Genomic DNA, 17,502 nt, shown 5'->3' with positions numbered 1-17,502 from the left:
GCGCAGATGCAGCGCCAGGCTGACGGCGACCAACAAAACCCGCATCCCGGGAACGCTGAGGGCCAGAAACGAAAAAGCCGCCCGAAGGCGGCTTCCAACGCAAAGCGTGAGAAATTACACGTGTTCGCCGTAGACGGACACGTTCACTTCCACCACCACGTCGGTGTGCAGAGCCACTTCCACAGCGGTCTCGCTCACGGTCTTGATAGGACCGTTAGGCAGACGCACTTGCGACTTGGCCACTTGGAAGCCCATCTTGCCCAGTTCATCAGCGATGTCGTGGTTGGTGACGGAGCCGAACAGACGGCCATCCACACCTGCCTTTTGCGTCAGCTTCACGGTCTGGCCGGACAGCTTCTCGCCTTGGGCTTGAGCAGCAGCCAGCTTTTCAGCAGCAGCCTTTTCCAGCTCAGCGCGCTTGGCTTCGAATTCAGCCTTGGCAGCTTCGGTAGCGCGGCGTGCGCGGCCCGAAGGGATCAGGAAGTTACGTGCGTAACCGTCCTTGACCTTCACGATTTCACCCAGGTTGCCCAGGTTCACGACCTTGTCGAGCAGAATGATTTGCATGTTCGTGCTCCTTAGATCTTGTGTTGGTCAGAGTAAGGAACCATGGCCAGGAAGCGAGCGCGCTTGATGGCAGTGTTCAACTGACGTTGGTAGATGGCACGGGTGCCGGTCAGACGTGCTGGGATGATCTTGCCGTTTTCAGCAACGAAGTCACGCAGGGTGTCGACATCCTTGTAGTCGATTTCTTCGACGCCAGCCACGGTGAAGCGGCAGAAACGCTTGCGCTTGAACAGCAGCGACTGGGTGTTGCGCTTTGGGCGCTTGTCTTTGTTGAATTTCTTGAACGTGGCCATTTTCGGACCTCTCAATAAGTATCTTGTTGAATATCCTGGATGTGCAGAACCAGCGATTTGCTGTTGCGCGGTGTGGCCAGAAAACCCTGGAATGTCCAGGTGCTTCCTACAGCCTGCCGAGCGATTCGCTCCGCCAGTGCACCAAAGGCAATCGCCTTGAGCACGGCATTGACTTGTCGGGGTTGCGCTGCTTCGTTCTGGGTGGAGCGGTGCTCCAGCACAACATCTACAGCAGGTAGCCCAGCCGGCGTGTATCGCAAAATCTTGATTTCAGCGATGACGGCGGTGACAAGTACGCGGTTCTCCACCTCCTGTGTGATTAACGCTCTGCAGCGGCGTGCTCAGCCTGGTTGGCCTTGCGCGCTTCTTCGCGTTCCACGGTCTTCATCATGGCGGAAGGAGCAGTGTCAGCCTTCTTCTTCTGCACAGTCAGTTGGCGCAGCACAGCGTCGTTGAACTTGAATGCGTGTTCAAGTTCAGCCATCACAGCCTGGTCGGCTTCGATATTCAGGCACAGATAGTGGGCCTTGGCCAGCTTGTTGATCATGTAGGCCAGTTGACGGCGGCCCCAGTCTTCAACGCGGTGGATCTTACCGCCGCCGGCGGTAATCATGCCTTTGTAACGCTCCAGCATAGCTGGAACTTGTTCGCTCTGATCGGGGTGGATCAGCAGCACGATCTCATAGTGACGCATGCAAACTCCTTGTGGATTGCGCCACCCGCCAATGCCTCTTTTTGCAAAGAATGCACCACGGTGTGGCAAGGGAAACCCGAGATTATACAAACCAATTCAAAAGCCGTCAAACATGGTTTATAAACACGGGCCGCTGCAGCCTCCTCGGCGCGTATCGCCAGCGGGCCGAAAAGCCAAATAAGCCCCTTGAAAAGCAAGGAAATGCCCCCAGGTGCGGCCACAAGAGTCCTTTTTGTTAACGAAATACGAACAGCACAATGTCAGACAACCTCCACCCCGAAGGCCAAAACCCCATGTCCGCCGAAGAGCTGGAAGCCGCTGCCGCTGCCAACCAGTCGCAACTGGAAGCAGAGCTGGCGGAGTTGAAGGCCAAGAACGCCGAGCTGGCCGACCAGTACCTGCGCGCCAAGGCAGAAGTTGAAAACGCCCGCCGCCGCGCCGATGATGAAGTGGCCAAGGCCCGCAAGTTCGGTGTCGAAAGCTTTGCCGAAAGCCTGCTGCCGGTGATCGACAGCCTCGATGCCGCTCTGGCGATCCAGAACGCCAGCCCCGAGCAACTGCGCGAAGGCTCGGACGCCACCCTGCGCCAGCTCGTCTCCGCGCTGGAGCGCAACAAGGTGATCGCGATCAACCCGGCTGCCGGCGACAAGTTCGATCCCCACCACCACCAGGCGATCTCCGCCGTGCCTGCGGCGCAGGACCCCAACACCGTGGTGGCCGTGCTGCAAAAGGGTTATGCCATTGCCGAGCGCGTACTGCGCCCTGCACTGGTGACCGTTGCTGCACCCAAGTAAACGCACCTCCCGGCTTTTTTGCGTTGCGCACTTGAACAACGGCAAAAAAGCCACAAATAACAGTCAATTAGGGCGCAACGCCGCCTCAAGAATACAGGAGTAGAGAAATGGGAAAGATTATCGGTATTGATTTGGGCACGACCAACAGCTGCGTGGCCGTGATGGAAGGCAACACCACCCGCGTGATCGAAAACAGCGAAGGTGCACGCACCACGCCATCGATCGTTGCATACCAGGAAGACGGCGAAATCCTGGTGGGCGCTTCTGCCAAGCGCCAGGCTGTCACCAACCCCAAGAACACGATCTACGCTGCCAAGCGCCTGATCGGCCGCAAGTTCGACGAGAAGGAAGTGCAAAAGGACATCGACCTGATGCCTTTCCAGATCGTCAAGGCCGACAACGGCGACGCGTGGGTGCAAGTGCGTGACCAGAAGCTGGCCCCACCACAGATCTCCGCAGAAGTGCTGCGCAAGATGAAGAAGACCGCCGAGGACTTCCTGGGCGAGCCCGTCACCGAGGCCGTGATCACCGTGCCTGCGTACTTCAACGACGCACAGCGCCAGGCCACCAAGGACGCTGGCCGTATCGCCGGCCTGGAAGTCAAGCGCATCATCAACGAGCCTACCGCTGCAGCCCTGGCCTTCGGCCTGGACAAGGGCGGCAAGGGTGACCGCAAGATCGCCGTGTATGACCTGGGCGGCGGTACCTTTGACGTGTCCATCATCGAAATTGCCGATGTGGACGGTGAAAAGCAGTTCGAAGTGCTGTCGACCAATGGCGACACCTTCCTGGGCGGTGAAGACTTCGACCAACGCGTGATCGAATACATCATCACCGAGTTCAAGAAAGAGCAAGGCGTGGACCTGTCCAAGGACGTGCTGGCTCTGCAACGCCTGAAGGAAGCGGCTGAAAAGGCCAAGATCGAGCTGTCCAGCTCGGCTGCCACCGACATCAACCTGCCCTACATCACCGCTGACGCTTCGGGTCCCAAGCACCTGAACATCAAGCTCACCCGCGCCAAGCTCGAAAGCCTGGTGGACGAGCTGATCGAGCGCACCATCGCCCCTTGCCGCACCGCGATCAAGGACGCTGGCATCGCTGTGTCCGACATCGACGACGTGATCCTGGTCGGCGGCATGAGCCGTATGCCCAAGGTGCAAGAGAAGGTCAAGGAATTCTTCGGCAAGGATCCCCGCAAGGATGTGAACCCTGATGAAGCCGTGGCCGTGGGCGCTGCCGTGCAAGGCCAGGTGCTGGGCGGTGACCGCTCCGACGTGCTGCTGCTGGACGTGACGCCTCTGTCCCTGGGTATTGAAACCCTGGGCGGCGTGATGACCAAGATGATCACGAAGAACACCACGATCCCGACCAAGTTCGCGCAGACCTACTCGACCGCCGAGGACAACCAGCCTGCCGTGACCATCAAGGTGTTCCAGGGTGAGCGTGAAATCGCCAGCGCCAACAAGCTGCTGGGTGAGTTCAACCTGGAAGGCATTCCAGCCGCACCCCGTGGCACGCCGCAGATCGAGGTGGCTTTCGACATCGACGCCAACGGTATCTTGAACGTCTCTGCCAAGGACAAGGGCACCGGCAAGGAAAACAAGATCACCATCAAGGCCAGTTCCGGTCTGTCCGAGGACGAGATCCAGAAGATGGTCAAGGACGCCGAGCTGAACGCCGCCGACGACAAGAAGAAGCTGGAGCTGGTGCAGGCCCGCAACCAAGGCGAAGCCGCTGTACACAGCGTCAAGAAGAGCCTGGGCGAGCATGGCGACAAGCTCGATGCCGCTGAGAAGTCGGCCATCGACACGGCGGTTCAAGAGCTGGAAGAAGCACTGAAGACCGAAGACAAGGACGCCATCGAAGCCAAGACCACGGCCTTGATGACCGCCAGCCAGAAGCTGGGCGAGAAGGTGTATGCCGACGCCCAGGCCGCACAGGCAGGAGCCGCCGGTGCAGCAGCTGGCGCGGCCGGCGCTGCGGCAGCCGATGACAATGTCGTCGATGCCGAAGTCAAGGAAGTGAAGAAGGACTAATCCCCTTCCGACGGGCCTGGAGCCGACTGCTACCAAGCACCCATGCCGGAGTTCGCATTGCCGCACTCCGGCATGGCTTTTCTACAGAATCGCTTTTTCTTCTGTAGCGCAGCCCACGCAGATCGGTTCAGCCCAGGCCCTCTCTCCCATTCCAACCCAGCATCCAAAGGTACACGATGACATCTACCACAGCACCTGCGACCGACGCACTGCATGTTGCAGAGCTCAGCCGTGTCAACCAGAAGAGCACCGACGGCGCGGCAGACCTGCCCGCCGTCACGCTCAAGGACGGCAGCCGGGTGCAGACCGGCACCGTGGCCACCATGCTCTACAACATCGCTCTCTACAATGCCGGTGAGCGCGGTGCCGTTGAAGAAGAGCTGAAGATGGCGATTCCCACGCTGTTCAAGGTGGGTTTGTTTGAGCTATTTCCACCGCAGCAATGGATTGACGGCGACAATCCCGGCCGCAGCTTTGTGGGCACCCATGCCCGGGCGTACCAGAACGCCGCTGGTTAATTACCCACAGAATTCAAGAACACCATGTCCAAACGCGATTACTACGAAGTCCTCGGCGTGAGCAAATCCGCCACGGAAGTCGAAATCAAGACGGCCTACCGCAAGATGGCCATGAAGTACCACCCCGACCGCAACCAGGGCGACAAGGCCAAGGAAGCGGAAGAGAAGTTCAAGGAGTGCAAAGAAGCCTACGAAATGCTCTCCGACAGCCAAAAGCGGGGCGCCTACGACCAGTACGGCCACGCCGGGGTCGATCCCAACATGCGCTCGGGCATGGGCGGCGAGGGCTTTGGTGGTTTTGCCGAATCGTTTGGCGACATCTTTGGCGAGATGTTTGGCGGTGGCCGTCGCGGCGGCGGTGGCCCCCAGGTCTACCGGGGCAACGACCTGTCCTACGCGATGGACATCAGCCTCGAAGAGGCGGCAGCGGGCAAGAACGCCCAGATCAAGATTCCGTCCTGGGACGAGTGCGACACCTGCCACGGCAGCGGCGCCAAGCCCGGCACCCAGGTCAAGACCTGCAGCACCTGCCACGGCAGCGGCCAGGTGCAGATGCGCCAGGGCTTTTTCGCGGTGCAGCAAACCTGCCCGCACTGCCGCGGCACCGGCAAGATCATCCCCGAGCCCTGCACCAGCTGCCACGGCCAGGGCCGCACCAAGTCGCAAAAGACCTTGGAAGTGAGCATCCCCGCCGGTATCGACGACGGCATGCGCATCCGCTCCACCGGCGACGGCGAACCCGGCCAGAATGGCGGCCCGCCCGGCGACCTGTATATCGAGATCCGCGTTCGCAAGCACGAGGTGTTCGAGCGCGATGGCGATGACCTGCACTGCGAAGTGCCCGTCAGCATGGTCACGGCAGCACTGGGCGGCGAAATCGAAGTGCCCACCCTGAGTGGCAAGGCCGCGATCGACATCCCCGAAGGCACCCAGACCGGCAAGCAGTTCCGCCTGCGCGGCAAGGGCATCAAGGGCGTGCGCGCCAGCTACCCGGGCGACTTGTATGTGCACATCGTTGTCGAGACACCCGTCAAGCTCACCGAGCACCAGCGCAAGCTGCTCAAGGAGCTCGATGAATCGCTGAAAAAGGGCGGTGCCAAGCACACACCCAACAACCAGTCCTGGGCCGACCGCCTGAAGAACCTGTTCACCTGATAGAAAGAAACGCCGCATCCATCCGATGCGGCGCCTCCTCTGCCAAGCACCAGCCTCGCTGGTGCTTTTTTCATGGCCGCTGCGCTTCTCAGCTTTGGGCGTCTGCCTTGTGGGTTACTTGCCCCCGAGCCGCGCTGCGGCGCATCCAGCGCTTGATCGCAAATCGCAACGGCAGCAGCACCACCAGGGCCAGCGCCAGCAACCAGGGCAGCGATTGCGCGGCGGTCAGAATCAGCGACTGCACGCTGCGTGTCAGGCCATCCCAGCTGCGCTGCCAGGTTTGCTGCCAGGGGCTGTAGGTGCCGCTGACGATGGCGCGCTTGGGCTGGAACCGCATCTGCACAAACTGCTTGGCGGTATCGCGCTGCAGCAGCGCGCGGTGGGTGTTGGCCGCATCGATCTCGGCCTGCACCTGGGAGAGCGTGTCGCGGATGGCCATCAGGTCCTGCAGACTGCGTTTGACATTCTTCTCCAGCATCAGCGCACGCAGGCTGTCACGGTATTCGGTACGGTTCTTGATCTGCGCCTCCACATCCACCACCTCATAGGTCTTGTCCTCGGTCGTGGTCTGGTGGTTGAGCACCCGGGCGCCAGCGCCGAGCGACGAGGTCAGTTCAGCAAAATCCTGGGGGCTGACCCGCATCGCCAGCATGGCCTCGGCGGCCGACTGCGGGGTCTCGCGCCGCAGCTGCGAGCCTTCGACATAGCAGTCCAGCCGCTCGCAGCGCGCCTTGACCTCTTCCCACAGCGCTGCCAGATCGGCCGCCGGCGTCTCCACCTGGATGCGGTGGCTGATCGCCAAAAAGCGCTCGCTGGGTGCGGCCGCACCGCCCTGCCCCATGGCCATATCGGCGGCCGGCGCCATCTCCTTGGTCGCCATCTTGGCCATGGAGCGCGCCGCCATCGGCGCTACCGGCGCGGGTGCGGCCGGGGTGGCTAGCTGCGCTTCCGCGGGCGGCGCGCTCTGCCCTGCATCTGGCGAGCAGCCGGCCAGCAAAGCGGCCACCGCGATGGCAATGGCTGCCAGGCCAACAGGACGCGCGCCGAACAAACCAAAGGAAGGGGAGCAAGAAGACATGGGTGATTCCGTTTCTAGAGCATCGCTGCTTGCGATGTCTGCTCAATCGCTCTGAGCCCAACGAATGGGGTCAATGCTTTACAAAAACGAACATATTCAGCGCTGACGGGCGAACCCTCCTTGCCCGAGCGCCCCGCTACGTTTTCATGCAAATGACACATCAGCCATCGTCATCTGCGATACCAGATACGCTATTTATAGATAAAATAGCTGCTGATTTCTAAAAATACGATACCTCCCCGCCATGAAAAGCTCAGAGCGCAGTTTTGCGCGCCGCATCGACCTGACCTCGCTCCAGCTGTTTGTGGCGGTGTGCGAGCTGGGCAGCATTGGCCGCGCGGCAGAGCGGGAGTTCATCGCGGCCTCGGCCGTCAGCAAGCGCCTGTCCGACCTGGAAACGGCCGTCGACACCCAGCTGCTCTACCGCCACAGCCGGGGCGTCACCCTGACGCCGGCAGGCGAGAGCCTGCTGCACCATGCCCGCAATGTGCTGTTCGGGCTGGAGCGCATGCAGGGCGAGCTCAGCGAGTACGCCGATGGCGTGCGCGGCCATGTGCGCATCCATGCCAATATTTCGGCGATCGTGCAGTTTCTGCCCGAGGACCTGGGCAGCTTTGCCCGCGCGCACAGCCAGATCAAGATCGACCTGCAGGAGCACCTCAGTGCGCAGGTGATCCAGGCCGTGCACGAAGGCACGGCCGACCTGGGCATCTGCAACCCCGATGCCGTCGCCAACACCGCCGAGCTTGATCTGCAGTCGCGACCCTACCGCAGCGACCACCTGATGCTGGTTGTGCCGCTGGACCATGCGCTGGCCCAGCGCAACACGATCAGCTTTGAAGAAGCACTGGAATGGGACATCGTCGGCCTGCAATCGGGCAGCAGCATCAGCCAGGCCATGCGCACCGCATCAGCCCAGCTGCGCCGGCCGCTGCGCCAGCGCATCCAGGTCACCAGCCTCGATGCCATGTGCCGCATGATCGACAACGGCCTGGGCATTGGCCTGCTGCCGGACCGCGCCTTTGCGCTGATGCACGGCGTGGGCAACCTGCGCGGCATCCGCCTGGCCGACGCCTGGGCGCACCGCGAGCTGCGCCTGATGGCCCGCGATTTTGAGGCGCTGCCGGTGACCGCCCGCCTGCTGGTCGAGCACCTGAGCCCCCGGCCCGCCGATGAGGCCCAGGCCGCAGACCAGCAAGACGCCGACCTGGCCGCGCACCTGCAGACCTTTGCCCATCTTTGATATTCCGTATTTAGCCCCTTGATGAGACCCTTGACCCAAAGAGAACCACGATGACCGGACGCACCCTCTACGACAAGATTTTTGACGAGCACACCATCCACACCGAAGAGGATGGCACTGCCGTGCTGTATATCGACCGCCATCTGGTGCACGAAGTCACCAGCCCCCAGGCCTTCGAAGGTCTGCGCATGGCAGGCCGCAAGCTCTGGCGCGTCAGCTCCGTGGTCGCCACCGCCGACCACAACACGCCCACCACCGGCTGGGAGCGCGGCTATGACGGCATCGAGGACCCGATCAGCAAAGAGCAGATCGTCACCTTGAACGACAACATCGGCGAATTCGGCGCCGCCGCCTTCTTCCCCTTCATGGACAAGGGCCAGGGCATCGTCCACGTGATGGGCCCCGAGCAAGGCGCGACCCTGCCAGGCATGACCGTGGTCTGCGGCGACAGCCACACCAGCACCCATGGTGCCTTTGGCGCGCTGGCCCACGGCATCGGCACCTCCGAGGTCGAGCACGTGATGGCCACCCAGACCCTGTTGGCCAAGAAGGCCAAGAACATGCTGATCAAGGTGGACGGCAAGGTCGCCCCCGGCGTGACCGCCAAGGACATCGTGCTGGCCATCATCGGCCGCATCGGCACCGCAGGCGGCACCGGCTACACCATCGAGTTCGCCGGCTCCGCCATCCGTGATCTGTCCATCGAAGGCCGCATGACAGTCTGCAACATGGCGATTGAAGCTGGCGCGCGCGCCGGTCTCGTGGCCGTGGACAGCAAGACCATCGACTACGTCAAGGGCCGCCCACTGGCCCCCACCGGCGTGGAATGGGACCAGGCCGTCAACTACTGGAAGACCTTGCACTCCGACGTCGATGCCAAGTTCGACACCGTGGTCACCCTGCGCGCCGAAGACATCGTGCCCCAGGTCACCTGGGGCACCAGCCCCGAGATGGTGCTGGGTGTCGATGCGACCGTGCCCGATCCGGACAAGGAAAAGGACCCGAACAAGCGCGGCGCCATCGAGCGTGCGCTGACCTATATGAACCTGGAGCCAGGCAAGCCGATCAACGACATCTTCGTCGACAAGGTCTTCATCGGCAGCTGCACCAACAGCCGCATCGAAGACATGCGCGAAGCCGCTGCCGTGGTCAAGAAGCTGGGCCAGAAAGTGGCCAAGAATGTGAAGCTGGCCATGGTGGTGCCCGGCTCGGGTCTGGTCAAGGCCCAGGCCGAGGCCGAAGGCCTGGACCAGATCTTCACCGCCGCCGGTTTTGAGTGGCGCGAGCCCGGTTGCTCGATGTGCCTGGCGATGAACGCCGACCGCCTGGAGCCCGGCGAGCGCTGCGCATCGACCAGCAACCGCAACTTTGAAGGCCGCCAGGGCGCCGGTGGCCGAACCCACCTGGTGAGCCCCGCGATGGCGGCCGCCGCTGCCGTGCACGGCCACTTTGTGGATATCCGCCGTTTTGCATGACCCCAGGAGCTATGCGATGAAAACCCGTTTTGCCTTCATTACCATCGCGCTCGCCGCGCTGCTGTCGGGCTGCAACACCGTCCACGGCATTGGCCAGGATGTGCAGGGAGCGGGCAACGCCATCTCTCGCGCAGCACGCTAAACCATCACATATACCGCTGCCCGCACTCATCCAATGACGGCGGGCAGCCCAAAGGCTTGAAATGCAGAAATTCACCATCCACACCGGCCTCGTGGCGCCCATGGACCGCGAGAACGTCGACACCGACGCCATCATCCCCAAGCAGTTCCTGAAGTCGATCAAGAAGACCGGCTTTGGCGTCAACGCCTTTGACGAATGGCGCTACCTGGACCAGCCCGGCCAGCCGGGCGTGCCCGAGTCCGCCCGCAAGCCCAACCCGGACTTCGTACTGAACCAGCAGCGCTTCCAGGGTGCCAGCATTCTGATCGCCCGCAAGAACTTTGGCTGCGGCTCCAGCCGCGAGCACGCGCCCTGGGCGCTGGACCAGTTCGGCTTCCGCGCCATCCTGGCCCCCAGCTTTGCCGACATCTTCTTCAACAACTGCTTCAAGAACGGCCTGCTGCCCATCGTGCTGCCCGAGGCCACGATCGACATGCTGTTCAACGAAGTCGCGGTCAACCCCGGCTACAGCCTGACCATCGACCTGGACCAGCAGGTCATCCTGCGTCCCGGCGGCGAAAGCATCCCCTTCGATGTGATCGCCTTCCGCAAGTACTGCCTGCTCAACGGCTTTGACGACATTGGCCTGACCCTGCGCCACAAGGACAAGATCCAGGCCTATGAAGCCAACCGCCTGGCCACCAAGCCCTGGCTGGCACACAGCCTGGTGCAAGCCAAGGCCTGAGCGCCACGAGAACCGGTTCACCGCCATCCCTGCTGCGCCCCATCGGGCGCGGCCCTGCCATCCTGACTGAGAAAAAACCATGAAAATCGCTGTATTGCCCGGAGACGGCATTGGTCCAGAAATCGTTGCAGAAGCCGTGAAGGTGCTCGACGCCCTGAAGCTGGACCTGCACCTGCAAAGCGCACCCGTCGGTGGCGCCGCCTATGAGGCCTCCGGCCACCCGCTGCCACCTGCCACGCTGGAGCTGGCCAAGGCATCGGACGCCATCCTGTTTGGCGCTGTGGGCGACTGGAAGTACGACACGCTGGAACGCGCACTGCGCCCCGAGCAGGCAATTCTGGGCCTGCGCAAGGCACTGGGCCTGTTTGCCAACTTCCGCCCCGCGATCTGCTACAAGGAACTGACCCACGCCTCCAGCCTCAAGCCTGAGCTGGTGTCCGGCCTCGACATCCTGATCATCCGCGAGCTGACCGGCGACATCTACTTCGGCCAGCCACGCGGTCGCCGCAGCGCACCGGACGGCCACTTCCCCGGCGCCGAAGAAGCCTTCGACACGATGCGCTACACCCGCCCCGAGATCGAGCGCATCGGCCATGTGGCCTTCCAAGCCGCGCAAAAGCGCAGCAAGCGCGTGACCAGCGTGGACAAGGCCAATGTGCTGGAAACCTTCCAACTCTGGAAGGACGTGATGACCGAAGTGGGCAAGCAGTACCCCGATGTGCAGCTGGACCACATGTATGTGGACAACGCGGCGATGCAGCTGGTCAAGGAACCCAAGCGTTTCGACGTGGTCGTCACCGGCAATATGTTCGGCGACATCCTGAGCGACGAAGCCTCGATGCTGACCGGCTCGATCGGCATGCTGCCTTCGGCCAGCCTCAACGACAAGAAGCAAGGCCTGTACGAACCCAGCCACGGCTCGGCACCGGACATCGCCGGCAAGGGCGTCGCCAACCCGCTGGCCACCATCCTGTCGGCTGCCATGATGCTGCGCTTCAGCCTGGGCCAGGAAGCCGCTGCCCAGAAGATCGAAGCCGCTGTGCAAAAGGTGCTGGCCCAGGGCCTGCGCACGCCTGATATCTACAGCGAAGGCACGACCAAGGTCGGCACCCAGCAGATGGGCGACGCCGTGGTGGCCGCGCTGTAAGCAGCCGTCTTCTCAATGCCTATCCAAGAGCGACCTGCGGGTCGCTTTTTTGCGCCTGCAGAACAACGAAGCGTTGGTATCGCGCAAGCAGCCACCCCGTTTCAACACCAAAACGACGACAGAAGCACGGCGCGCTTTCGACTTTAGTCATTCCGACGAATTAAAAAACCATAAATGGTCGAAAAATATTTTTTAACGTCATATATGCATGCGCTTCGATGCGCCAGCACTCGAAACTTATAAAATTTCTTGCACAGGTTTTAAAATTTGGCGCTAGAATAGCTCCCTATGTCTGCGCACTGCCCTATTTCTTGGCCGAACACCACCACCCCCATTGAGGCGGGTATGGCTGCGCGCGCATACACATTCACAACCACCACGAAGATTACCGGCTGATCCAGCCTGGTTCGTCGTGCGCCTCCAACTGGCCGACGAGCCAGGCCCTCAGCCCCCGTGGCATTTCCTTTCGTTTAGGTAGACAAGGGCGTTTTATGAGCAAGCAATTGGTAGGTTTGGTGGGCTGGCGCGGCATGGTCGGCTCGGTGTTGATGGACCGCATGCAGGCCGAGGGTGACTTCGCGCTGATCGAGCCGGTGTTTTTCTCGACCTCCAACGCCGGTGGCAAGGCCCCTGCGATGGCCGCCGTGCACACCCAGCTCAAGGATGCGAATGACATCGCCGAGCTGTCCAAGTGCGACATCATCATCACCTGCCAAGGCGGCGACTACACCAAGGAAGTCTTCCCCAAGATCCGCGCTGCCGGCTGGAACGGCCACTGGATCGATGCCGCCTCTTCGCTGCGCATGCAAGACGATGCCGTCATCGTGCTGGACCCCGTCAATGACGCACTGATCCAGCGCGAGCTGGCCGCTGGCGGCAAGAACTGGATTGGCGGCAACTGCACCAACTCCATCTTGCTGATGGGCCTGTCGGGCCTGTTCAACGCCGGTCTGGTGGACTGGGTCTCGTCGATGACCTACCAGGCCGCCTCCGGTGGCGGTGCCAACCACATGCGCGAACTGCTCAAGGGCATGGGCGTGGTGCACGCCGCTGTGGCCGACGAGCTGGCCACGCCCGCTTCGGCCATTCTGGAAATCGACCGCAAGGTTGCCCAGACCATCCGCAGCGATGTGCCCACCGAGTTCTTCGGTGCTCCCCTGGCTGGCGGCCTGATCCCCTGGATCGATGCCCAACTGGACAACGGCCAGTCCAAGGAAGAGTGGAAGGGCCAGGCCGAGGTCAACAAGATCCTGGGCACCGATGCCACCATCCCGGTTGATGGCCTGTGCGTGCGCATTGGCGCGATGCGTTGCCACAGCCTGGCGCTGACCCTGAAGCTGAACAAGGACCTGCCGCTGGCCGAGATCGAAGCGCTGATCAAGGGCGGCAACGACTGGGTCAAGTGGGTGCCCAACGAGCGCGCCCTGACCGTCAAGGAACTGACCCCCGCTGCCGTGACCGGCGGCCTGGAAGTGGCCGTGGGCCGCGTGCGCAAGCTGAACATGGGCCCCGAGTATGTGTCGGCCTTCGTTATCGGTGACCAGCTGCTCTGGGGCGCTGCCGAACCGCTGCGCCGCATGCTGCGCATCCTGCTGGCTGCCTGATGCCGGCCGTTGCATAAGCGGCCAAACCACCACACCTTCCGCCCCTGCCGCCCGCAGCCGGAAGGTGTTTTTCATGATGCTTTTGCTAACGTTCCAGGCCGGGGCCTACCCGGCACCCGCCCTCTGAAAAGTTGCTCCGGAACAACAATCAGACCGACCGGAGTGAGCCCAAGCACCCTATCAAAAGAGATGCCCATTCCTTAACTTGTCACTCCAACACATTACTGTTAAGGTTCTTTTTACTGATAATTACCGATTTCGCGTCTTAGGGGGAGGGCTTTCTCATGGGTACAAAAACAACCCCGCACGCTTCTACTATTCAATCAAATAGCACTATGCATCGCTGGAAAATCACTGCGCTTGCCGCCGCCATGGCAGCCTTTGGCCTGTACACAGGGGAAGCATCGGCGCTCGCGCTGGGCAAGATCAATGTGAAATCCGCGCTGGGCGAGCCCCTGCGCGCGGAGATCGAAGTTCCGCAGATCACCGACGCCGAGGCCGACACCTTGCAGGTCAAGACGGCCTCCTCTGCCGTGTTCCGCACCCAGGGCATGGACTACTCCGGCACCGTCAGCGGCGTGCGCGCCCAGCTGCAGCGCCGCGCCAATGGCACGGCTGTGATCGTGCTGACCACGCAGCGCCCGGTCAACGATCCCTTTGTCGACTATGTGATCGACGCCAACTGGAACTCCGGCCAGGTCGTGCGCAGCTACACCATGCTGTTCGACCCGCCCAACCTGCGCAAGCCAGAACCGGCCGTCACCGTGGCGCCGCAGCTCAGCGCCGCTGCCCCCGCAGCACGCCCACCCGCACCGCCTGTGCGCGTGATCGAAGAGCCGCTGGCATCGGCCACGCCGGCACCCGCCCCCGCCAGCCGCAGTGCTGCTGCACCACGCCCTGCGCCCGCAGCACGCGCCAATATTCCGGCCACCGCCAGCAACAACTCCGGTGGCGACACCGTGCGCACCCAGCGCGGTGACACCTTGGGCCGCATCGCGGCGCAAAACAAGCCTGCCGATATCTCGCTGGACCAGATGCTCGTCGCGGTGGTGCAGAGCAACCCGCACGCCTTTGTCGGTGGCAACGTCAACCGCATGAAGGCCGGCGTTACCCTGACCATGCCGTCGGCAGAGCAGGCCCGCGCAGTATCACCACGCCAGGCGCGCCAGATGGTCGCCGCACAAAGCCGCGACTTCAACAGCTATCGCAGCCAGCTCGCCGCCAAGGCAGCACCTGCCCAGGTCGCCACCGACACCCGTGCTGCCAGCGGCAAGGTGGAAGCCTCGGTCGATGACAAAAAGCCGCAGAGCGTGGCCCCTGACCAGCTCAAGCTGAGCAAGGAAGCCGCCAAGGGCACGAAGACCGCAGAAGCCAGCGTCGCCAGCGCCCAGCAGGCCAATGCGACCCAGGAACGCAGCTCCGAACTGAACAAGAACATCGAAGAGCTGAACAAGCTCAAGCAAGCCGCTGCAGGCTCGGCCGCCGCTGGTGCATCCGCTGCGGCTCCCGCAGCTTCCGCTGACGGCAAGCCCGCTGGTACCGCAACCGTGCCAGCCACCGGCAACACGCCTGCGGCCCCTGCCCCTGCCGCAACCCCAGCGGCTCCGGCACCTGCTGCTACTGCGTCTGCGCCAGCAACGCCCGCCACGCCAGCGGCAACGGCGCCAGCCCCAGCGACCGCACCTGCTGCAGGTAGCGCCGACGCCGCTGCGCCTGCAGCAGCACCCGCTCCAACCCCGGCACCTGCCCCCGCTCCCAAGCCAAAACCCGCTCCAGCACCTGCGCCTGTTGAAGAGCCCAGCTTCGTCGATGAGTTGCTTGCCAATCCGCTGATGCCAGTGGCTGGCGGCCTGGCCATCCTGGCACTGCTGGGCGGCCTCTGGTACCGCAACAAAAAGCGCAAGGAAGGCGTGGACGCCGCGACCGACTCGGTGCTCGAGAGCAGCCTGGCCCAGGATTCGTTCTTTGGCGCCAGCGGTGGTCAGCACATCGACACCTCGGTGAGCGCGATGACCACCGGCAACTCCTCGCTGGCCTACACCCCCAGCCAGCTCGATGCCGGCGATGTGGACCCCGTGGCCGAAGCCGACGTCTACCTGGCCTATGGCCGTGACCTGCAGGCCGAGGAAATCCTCAAGGAAGCACTGCGCACCAGCCCGACCCGCAGCGCACTGCATGCCAAGCTGGCCGAGATCTACGCCAAGCGCAAGGACCGCCTGGCGCTGGAGAGCATCGCCAAGGATGCCCGCCAGCTGACTGGTGGCACGGGCCCTGACTGGCTGCGCATTGCTGCGCTGGGCCAGGAGCTGGACGCCGCCAACCCGATCTACCAGAACAACACCGCGGCGGTGCCTTCTGCCACCGAGATCGCCACGCCTGCCGCGCTGGCCGCTGCCGCCGCGGCTGCGCGCGCCGAACCGATTCCGTTCGAGAACACGCTGCCACCGACGACCATCGCTGACTCCAGCCCTGCCAGCGCTTTCAGCCCCTCCACGGGTCTGGATTTCGCGATGAGCAGCCAGCTGACCGAAACCCCGGATGCGGCCTCGCAGTTCCAGGCATCGGCAGCGCCCGCCGCACCCGTGGCTGCGCCGCCCGCGCCGGCTGTTGATGCGGGCCTGGCCTTCGAAGCGCTGACCCCTGCCGCCGGCAAGCCTGCGTTGTCGATGGAAGACTTTGACCGCCAACTGGCCGAAGCGCTGAGCATTCCGTCGGAGCTGTCGCCCAGCGCCAGCCACAGCGCTGCCCAGAGCCTGGAGACCCAACCCGGTTCGCTGGACTTCCAGCTGAGCGACTTCGACAGCCAAAGCACGGCCCAGATGCCTATCGGCGACAAGAGCATGCCGACGATGGACTTCGACATGACCTCGCTGTCGCTGGACCTGCCCAGCAGCGGCGAGCCAGACCACACGCATCCGGTCACCCTGGCCGATGACATCGCCGGTCTGGAAATCGATGACAGCGATCCGCTGGCCACCAAGCTGACCTTGGCCCAGGAATTCCTGGCCATCGGCGACAAGGAAGGCGCCCGCTCGCTGGCCGAAGAGGTCATGGCCGAGTCGTCCAGCGCCACGGTCAAGGCCCAGGCCCAGCGCCTGCTGGACCAAAGCCGCTGATCAGCATGCACTTCGCACACAAGCCCCGCTCTGCGGGGCTTTTTCATGGCCGGGTCGGCTAGCCGCTTTATGATGGCGCCATGCGAATCGCCCTGGGCATCACCTATAACGGACAGGCCTACCAGGGCTGGCAAAGCCAGCCGAGTGGGAACACTGTCCAAGACCATCTTGAAGCGGCGCTGAGCCGCTTTGCCGCCACCCCCATCTCCACCCTCTGCGCTGGCCGCACCGATGCCGGTGTGCACGGCCTCATGCAGGTGGTGCATTTCGACGCCCCCGTCGAGCGTGCCGAGGCTTCCTGGGTGCGTGGCACCAATACCTTTTTGCCCAAGGACATCGCCGTCCAGTGGGCGCGATCCGTGCCTGAGGCCTTCCACAGCCGCGCCTGCGCCACGTCGCGCCGCTATGGCTATGCCTTGCTGCAGTCACCGGTGCGCCCCAGCGTCGAGGCCGGCCGGGTCGGCTGGGTGTTCCAGCCGCTCGACCTGCAAGCCATGGAGCGCGCCGTGCAGTACCTGCTGGGCGAGCACGATTTCTCCTCGTTTCGTGCCGCCGGCTGCCAGGCCAAGTCGCCGGTCAAGACCCTGTATGCGATCAATATCGGCCGCAGCACCCAGCGCCCCAGCGCCTCGCGCGATGGCGTGCCTTCGTGCTACTGGCGCTTTGACTTCCAGGGCAGCGCCTTTCTGCACCACATGATCCGCAACATCATGGGCTGCCTGGTCGTGATTGGCCAGGGCACCAAGCCGCCGGAATGGATGCTGGAGGTGCTCGAAGCGCGCAGCCGCGAGACCGCCGCCCCCACCTTTTCGCCCGACGGCCTGTACTTTCTGGGACCCCAGTACGATGCACACTGGGGCCTGCCCACCGAGGCCATTTCCTTTGACTGGTTTGCCTGAACAAGGAGCTCCATTGA

Annotated in this window: 16 protein-coding genes and 1 pseudogene; 12 read left to right on the top strand and 5 right to left on the bottom strand. The window is 63.0% G+C overall.

What is annotated here, in order from left to right:
- Window positions 1-114 precede the first annotated feature (114 nt).
- Genes rplI through rpsF form a run of 4 tightly spaced genes read right to left on the bottom strand, consistent with a single transcriptional unit; the run spans window position 115 to window position 1,554 of the window.
- Window positions 115-567 (bottom strand): 50S ribosomal protein L9, encoded by a 453-nt coding sequence (rplI, locus tag EDF71_RS04485; protein WP_021028347.1) that lies wholly within the window; start codon window positions 565-567, stop codon window positions 115-117.
- An 11-nt stretch (window positions 568-578) separates the two neighbouring features.
- The gene (gene rpsR / locus EDF71_RS04480) at window positions 579-860 is read right to left on the bottom strand and encodes a 30S ribosomal protein S18 (RefSeq protein ID WP_021028346.1); all 282 of its coding nucleotides are present in this window, start codon (window positions 858-860) and stop codon (window positions 579-581) included.
- Window positions 861-871: 11 nt separating this feature from the next.
- Window positions 872-1,168 carry a primosomal replication protein N gene (priB, locus tag EDF71_RS04475; RefSeq protein WP_133855423.1) on the bottom strand — a complete coding sequence of 99 codons (297 nt, stop codon included), beginning with the start codon at window positions 1,166-1,168 and terminating at the stop codon, window positions 872-874.
- 11 nt (window positions 1,169-1,179) lie between these two features.
- Entirely contained in the window at window positions 1,180-1,554 is a 375-nt protein-coding gene (gene rpsF / locus EDF71_RS04470; protein ID WP_021028344.1) for a 30S ribosomal protein S6, read from the bottom strand.
- A 257-nt stretch (window positions 1,555-1,811) separates the two neighbouring features.
- Here rpsF and grpE point away from each other — a divergent pair, with 257 nt between their 5' ends.
- The 4 genes and pseudogenes from grpE to dnaJ all read left to right on the top strand — a co-directional run bounded on the left by grpE (window position 1,812) and on the right by dnaJ (window position 6,057).
- On the top strand, window positions 1,812-2,348 hold the full coding sequence (grpE, locus tag EDF71_RS04465; protein ID WP_133855422.1) for a nucleotide exchange factor GrpE: 537 nt from the start codon (window positions 1,812-1,814) through the stop codon (window positions 2,346-2,348).
- A gap of 101 nt (window positions 2,349-2,449) precedes the next feature.
- A pseudogene (gene dnaK, locus EDF71_RS04460) lies at window positions 2,450-4,384 on the top strand (molecular chaperone DnaK); the annotation flags it as partial.
- 176 nt (window positions 4,385-4,560) lie between these two features.
- Window positions 4,561-4,902, top strand: coding sequence for a hypothetical protein (locus tag EDF71_RS04455; RefSeq protein WP_133855420.1), 342 nt, complete (start codon window positions 4,561-4,563; stop codon window positions 4,900-4,902).
- A gap of 24 nt (window positions 4,903-4,926) precedes the next feature.
- Window positions 4,927-6,057, top strand: coding sequence for a molecular chaperone DnaJ (dnaJ, locus tag EDF71_RS04450; RefSeq protein WP_133855419.1), 1,131 nt, complete (start codon window positions 4,927-4,929; stop codon window positions 6,055-6,057).
- 88 nt (window positions 6,058-6,145) lie between these two features.
- Here the strand turns inward: dnaJ and EDF71_RS04445 are convergent, their stop codons facing one another.
- Window positions 6,146-7,135, bottom strand: a complete 990-nt coding sequence (locus EDF71_RS04445) for a DUF4349 domain-containing protein (RefSeq protein ID WP_133855418.1) — start codon at window positions 7,133-7,135, stop codon at window positions 6,146-6,148.
- 244 nt (window positions 7,136-7,379) lie between these two features.
- Here EDF71_RS04445 and EDF71_RS04440 point away from each other — a divergent pair, with 244 nt between their 5' ends.
- From EDF71_RS04440 to truA, 8 genes are all read left to right on the top strand, one after another.
- A complete protein-coding gene (locus EDF71_RS04440) occupies window positions 7,380-8,378 on the top strand; it encodes a LysR family transcriptional regulator (protein WP_133855417.1) in 999 nt (332 codons plus the stop codon).
- A gap of 50 nt (window positions 8,379-8,428) precedes the next feature.
- Window positions 8,429-9,853 carry a 3-isopropylmalate dehydratase large subunit gene (leuC, locus tag EDF71_RS04435; RefSeq protein ID WP_133855416.1) on the top strand — a complete coding sequence of 475 codons (1,425 nt, stop codon included), beginning with the start codon at window positions 8,429-8,431 and terminating at the stop codon, window positions 9,851-9,853.
- Window positions 9,854-9,869: 16 nt separating this feature from the next.
- On the top strand, window positions 9,870-9,995 hold the full coding sequence (locus tag EDF71_RS04430) for an entericidin A/B family lipoprotein (RefSeq protein WP_133855415.1): 126 nt from the start codon (window positions 9,870-9,872) through the stop codon (window positions 9,993-9,995).
- A gap of 61 nt (window positions 9,996-10,056) precedes the next feature.
- Complete coding sequence (gene leuD, locus EDF71_RS04425; RefSeq protein ID WP_133855414.1) at window positions 10,057-10,719, top strand: 3-isopropylmalate dehydratase small subunit; 663 nt, start codon at window positions 10,057-10,059, stop codon at window positions 10,717-10,719.
- Window positions 10,720-10,798: 79 nt separating this feature from the next.
- Window positions 10,799-11,866, top strand: a complete 1,068-nt coding sequence (gene leuB / locus EDF71_RS04420; protein WP_133855413.1) for a 3-isopropylmalate dehydrogenase — start codon at window positions 10,799-10,801, stop codon at window positions 11,864-11,866.
- 491 nt (window positions 11,867-12,357) lie between these two features.
- Window positions 12,358-13,470, top strand: a complete 1,113-nt coding sequence (gene asd, locus EDF71_RS04415) for an aspartate-semialdehyde dehydrogenase (protein ID WP_133855412.1) — start codon at window positions 12,358-12,360, stop codon at window positions 13,468-13,470.
- Between the two features lie 335 nt (window positions 13,471-13,805).
- Window positions 13,806-16,586 (top strand): FimV/HubP family polar landmark protein, encoded by a 2,781-nt coding sequence (locus tag EDF71_RS04410; protein WP_133855411.1) that lies wholly within the window; start codon window positions 13,806-13,808, stop codon window positions 16,584-16,586.
- Window positions 16,587-16,666: 80 nt separating this feature from the next.
- Entirely contained in the window at window positions 16,667-17,485 is an 819-nt protein-coding gene (gene truA / locus EDF71_RS04405; protein WP_133855410.1) for a tRNA pseudouridine(38-40) synthase TruA, read from the top strand.
- Window positions 17,486-17,502 lie beyond the last annotated feature (17 nt).

It is taken from the genome of Comamonas sp. JUb58 (assembly GCF_004364775.1).
In the GTDB taxonomy this organism is placed as follows: Bacteria; Pseudomonadota; Gammaproteobacteria; order Burkholderiales; family Burkholderiaceae_C; genus Comamonas.
The sequence above is the reverse complement of the archived record's forward strand: the minus strand, read 5'-3'. Positions and strand labels throughout refer to the sequence as shown.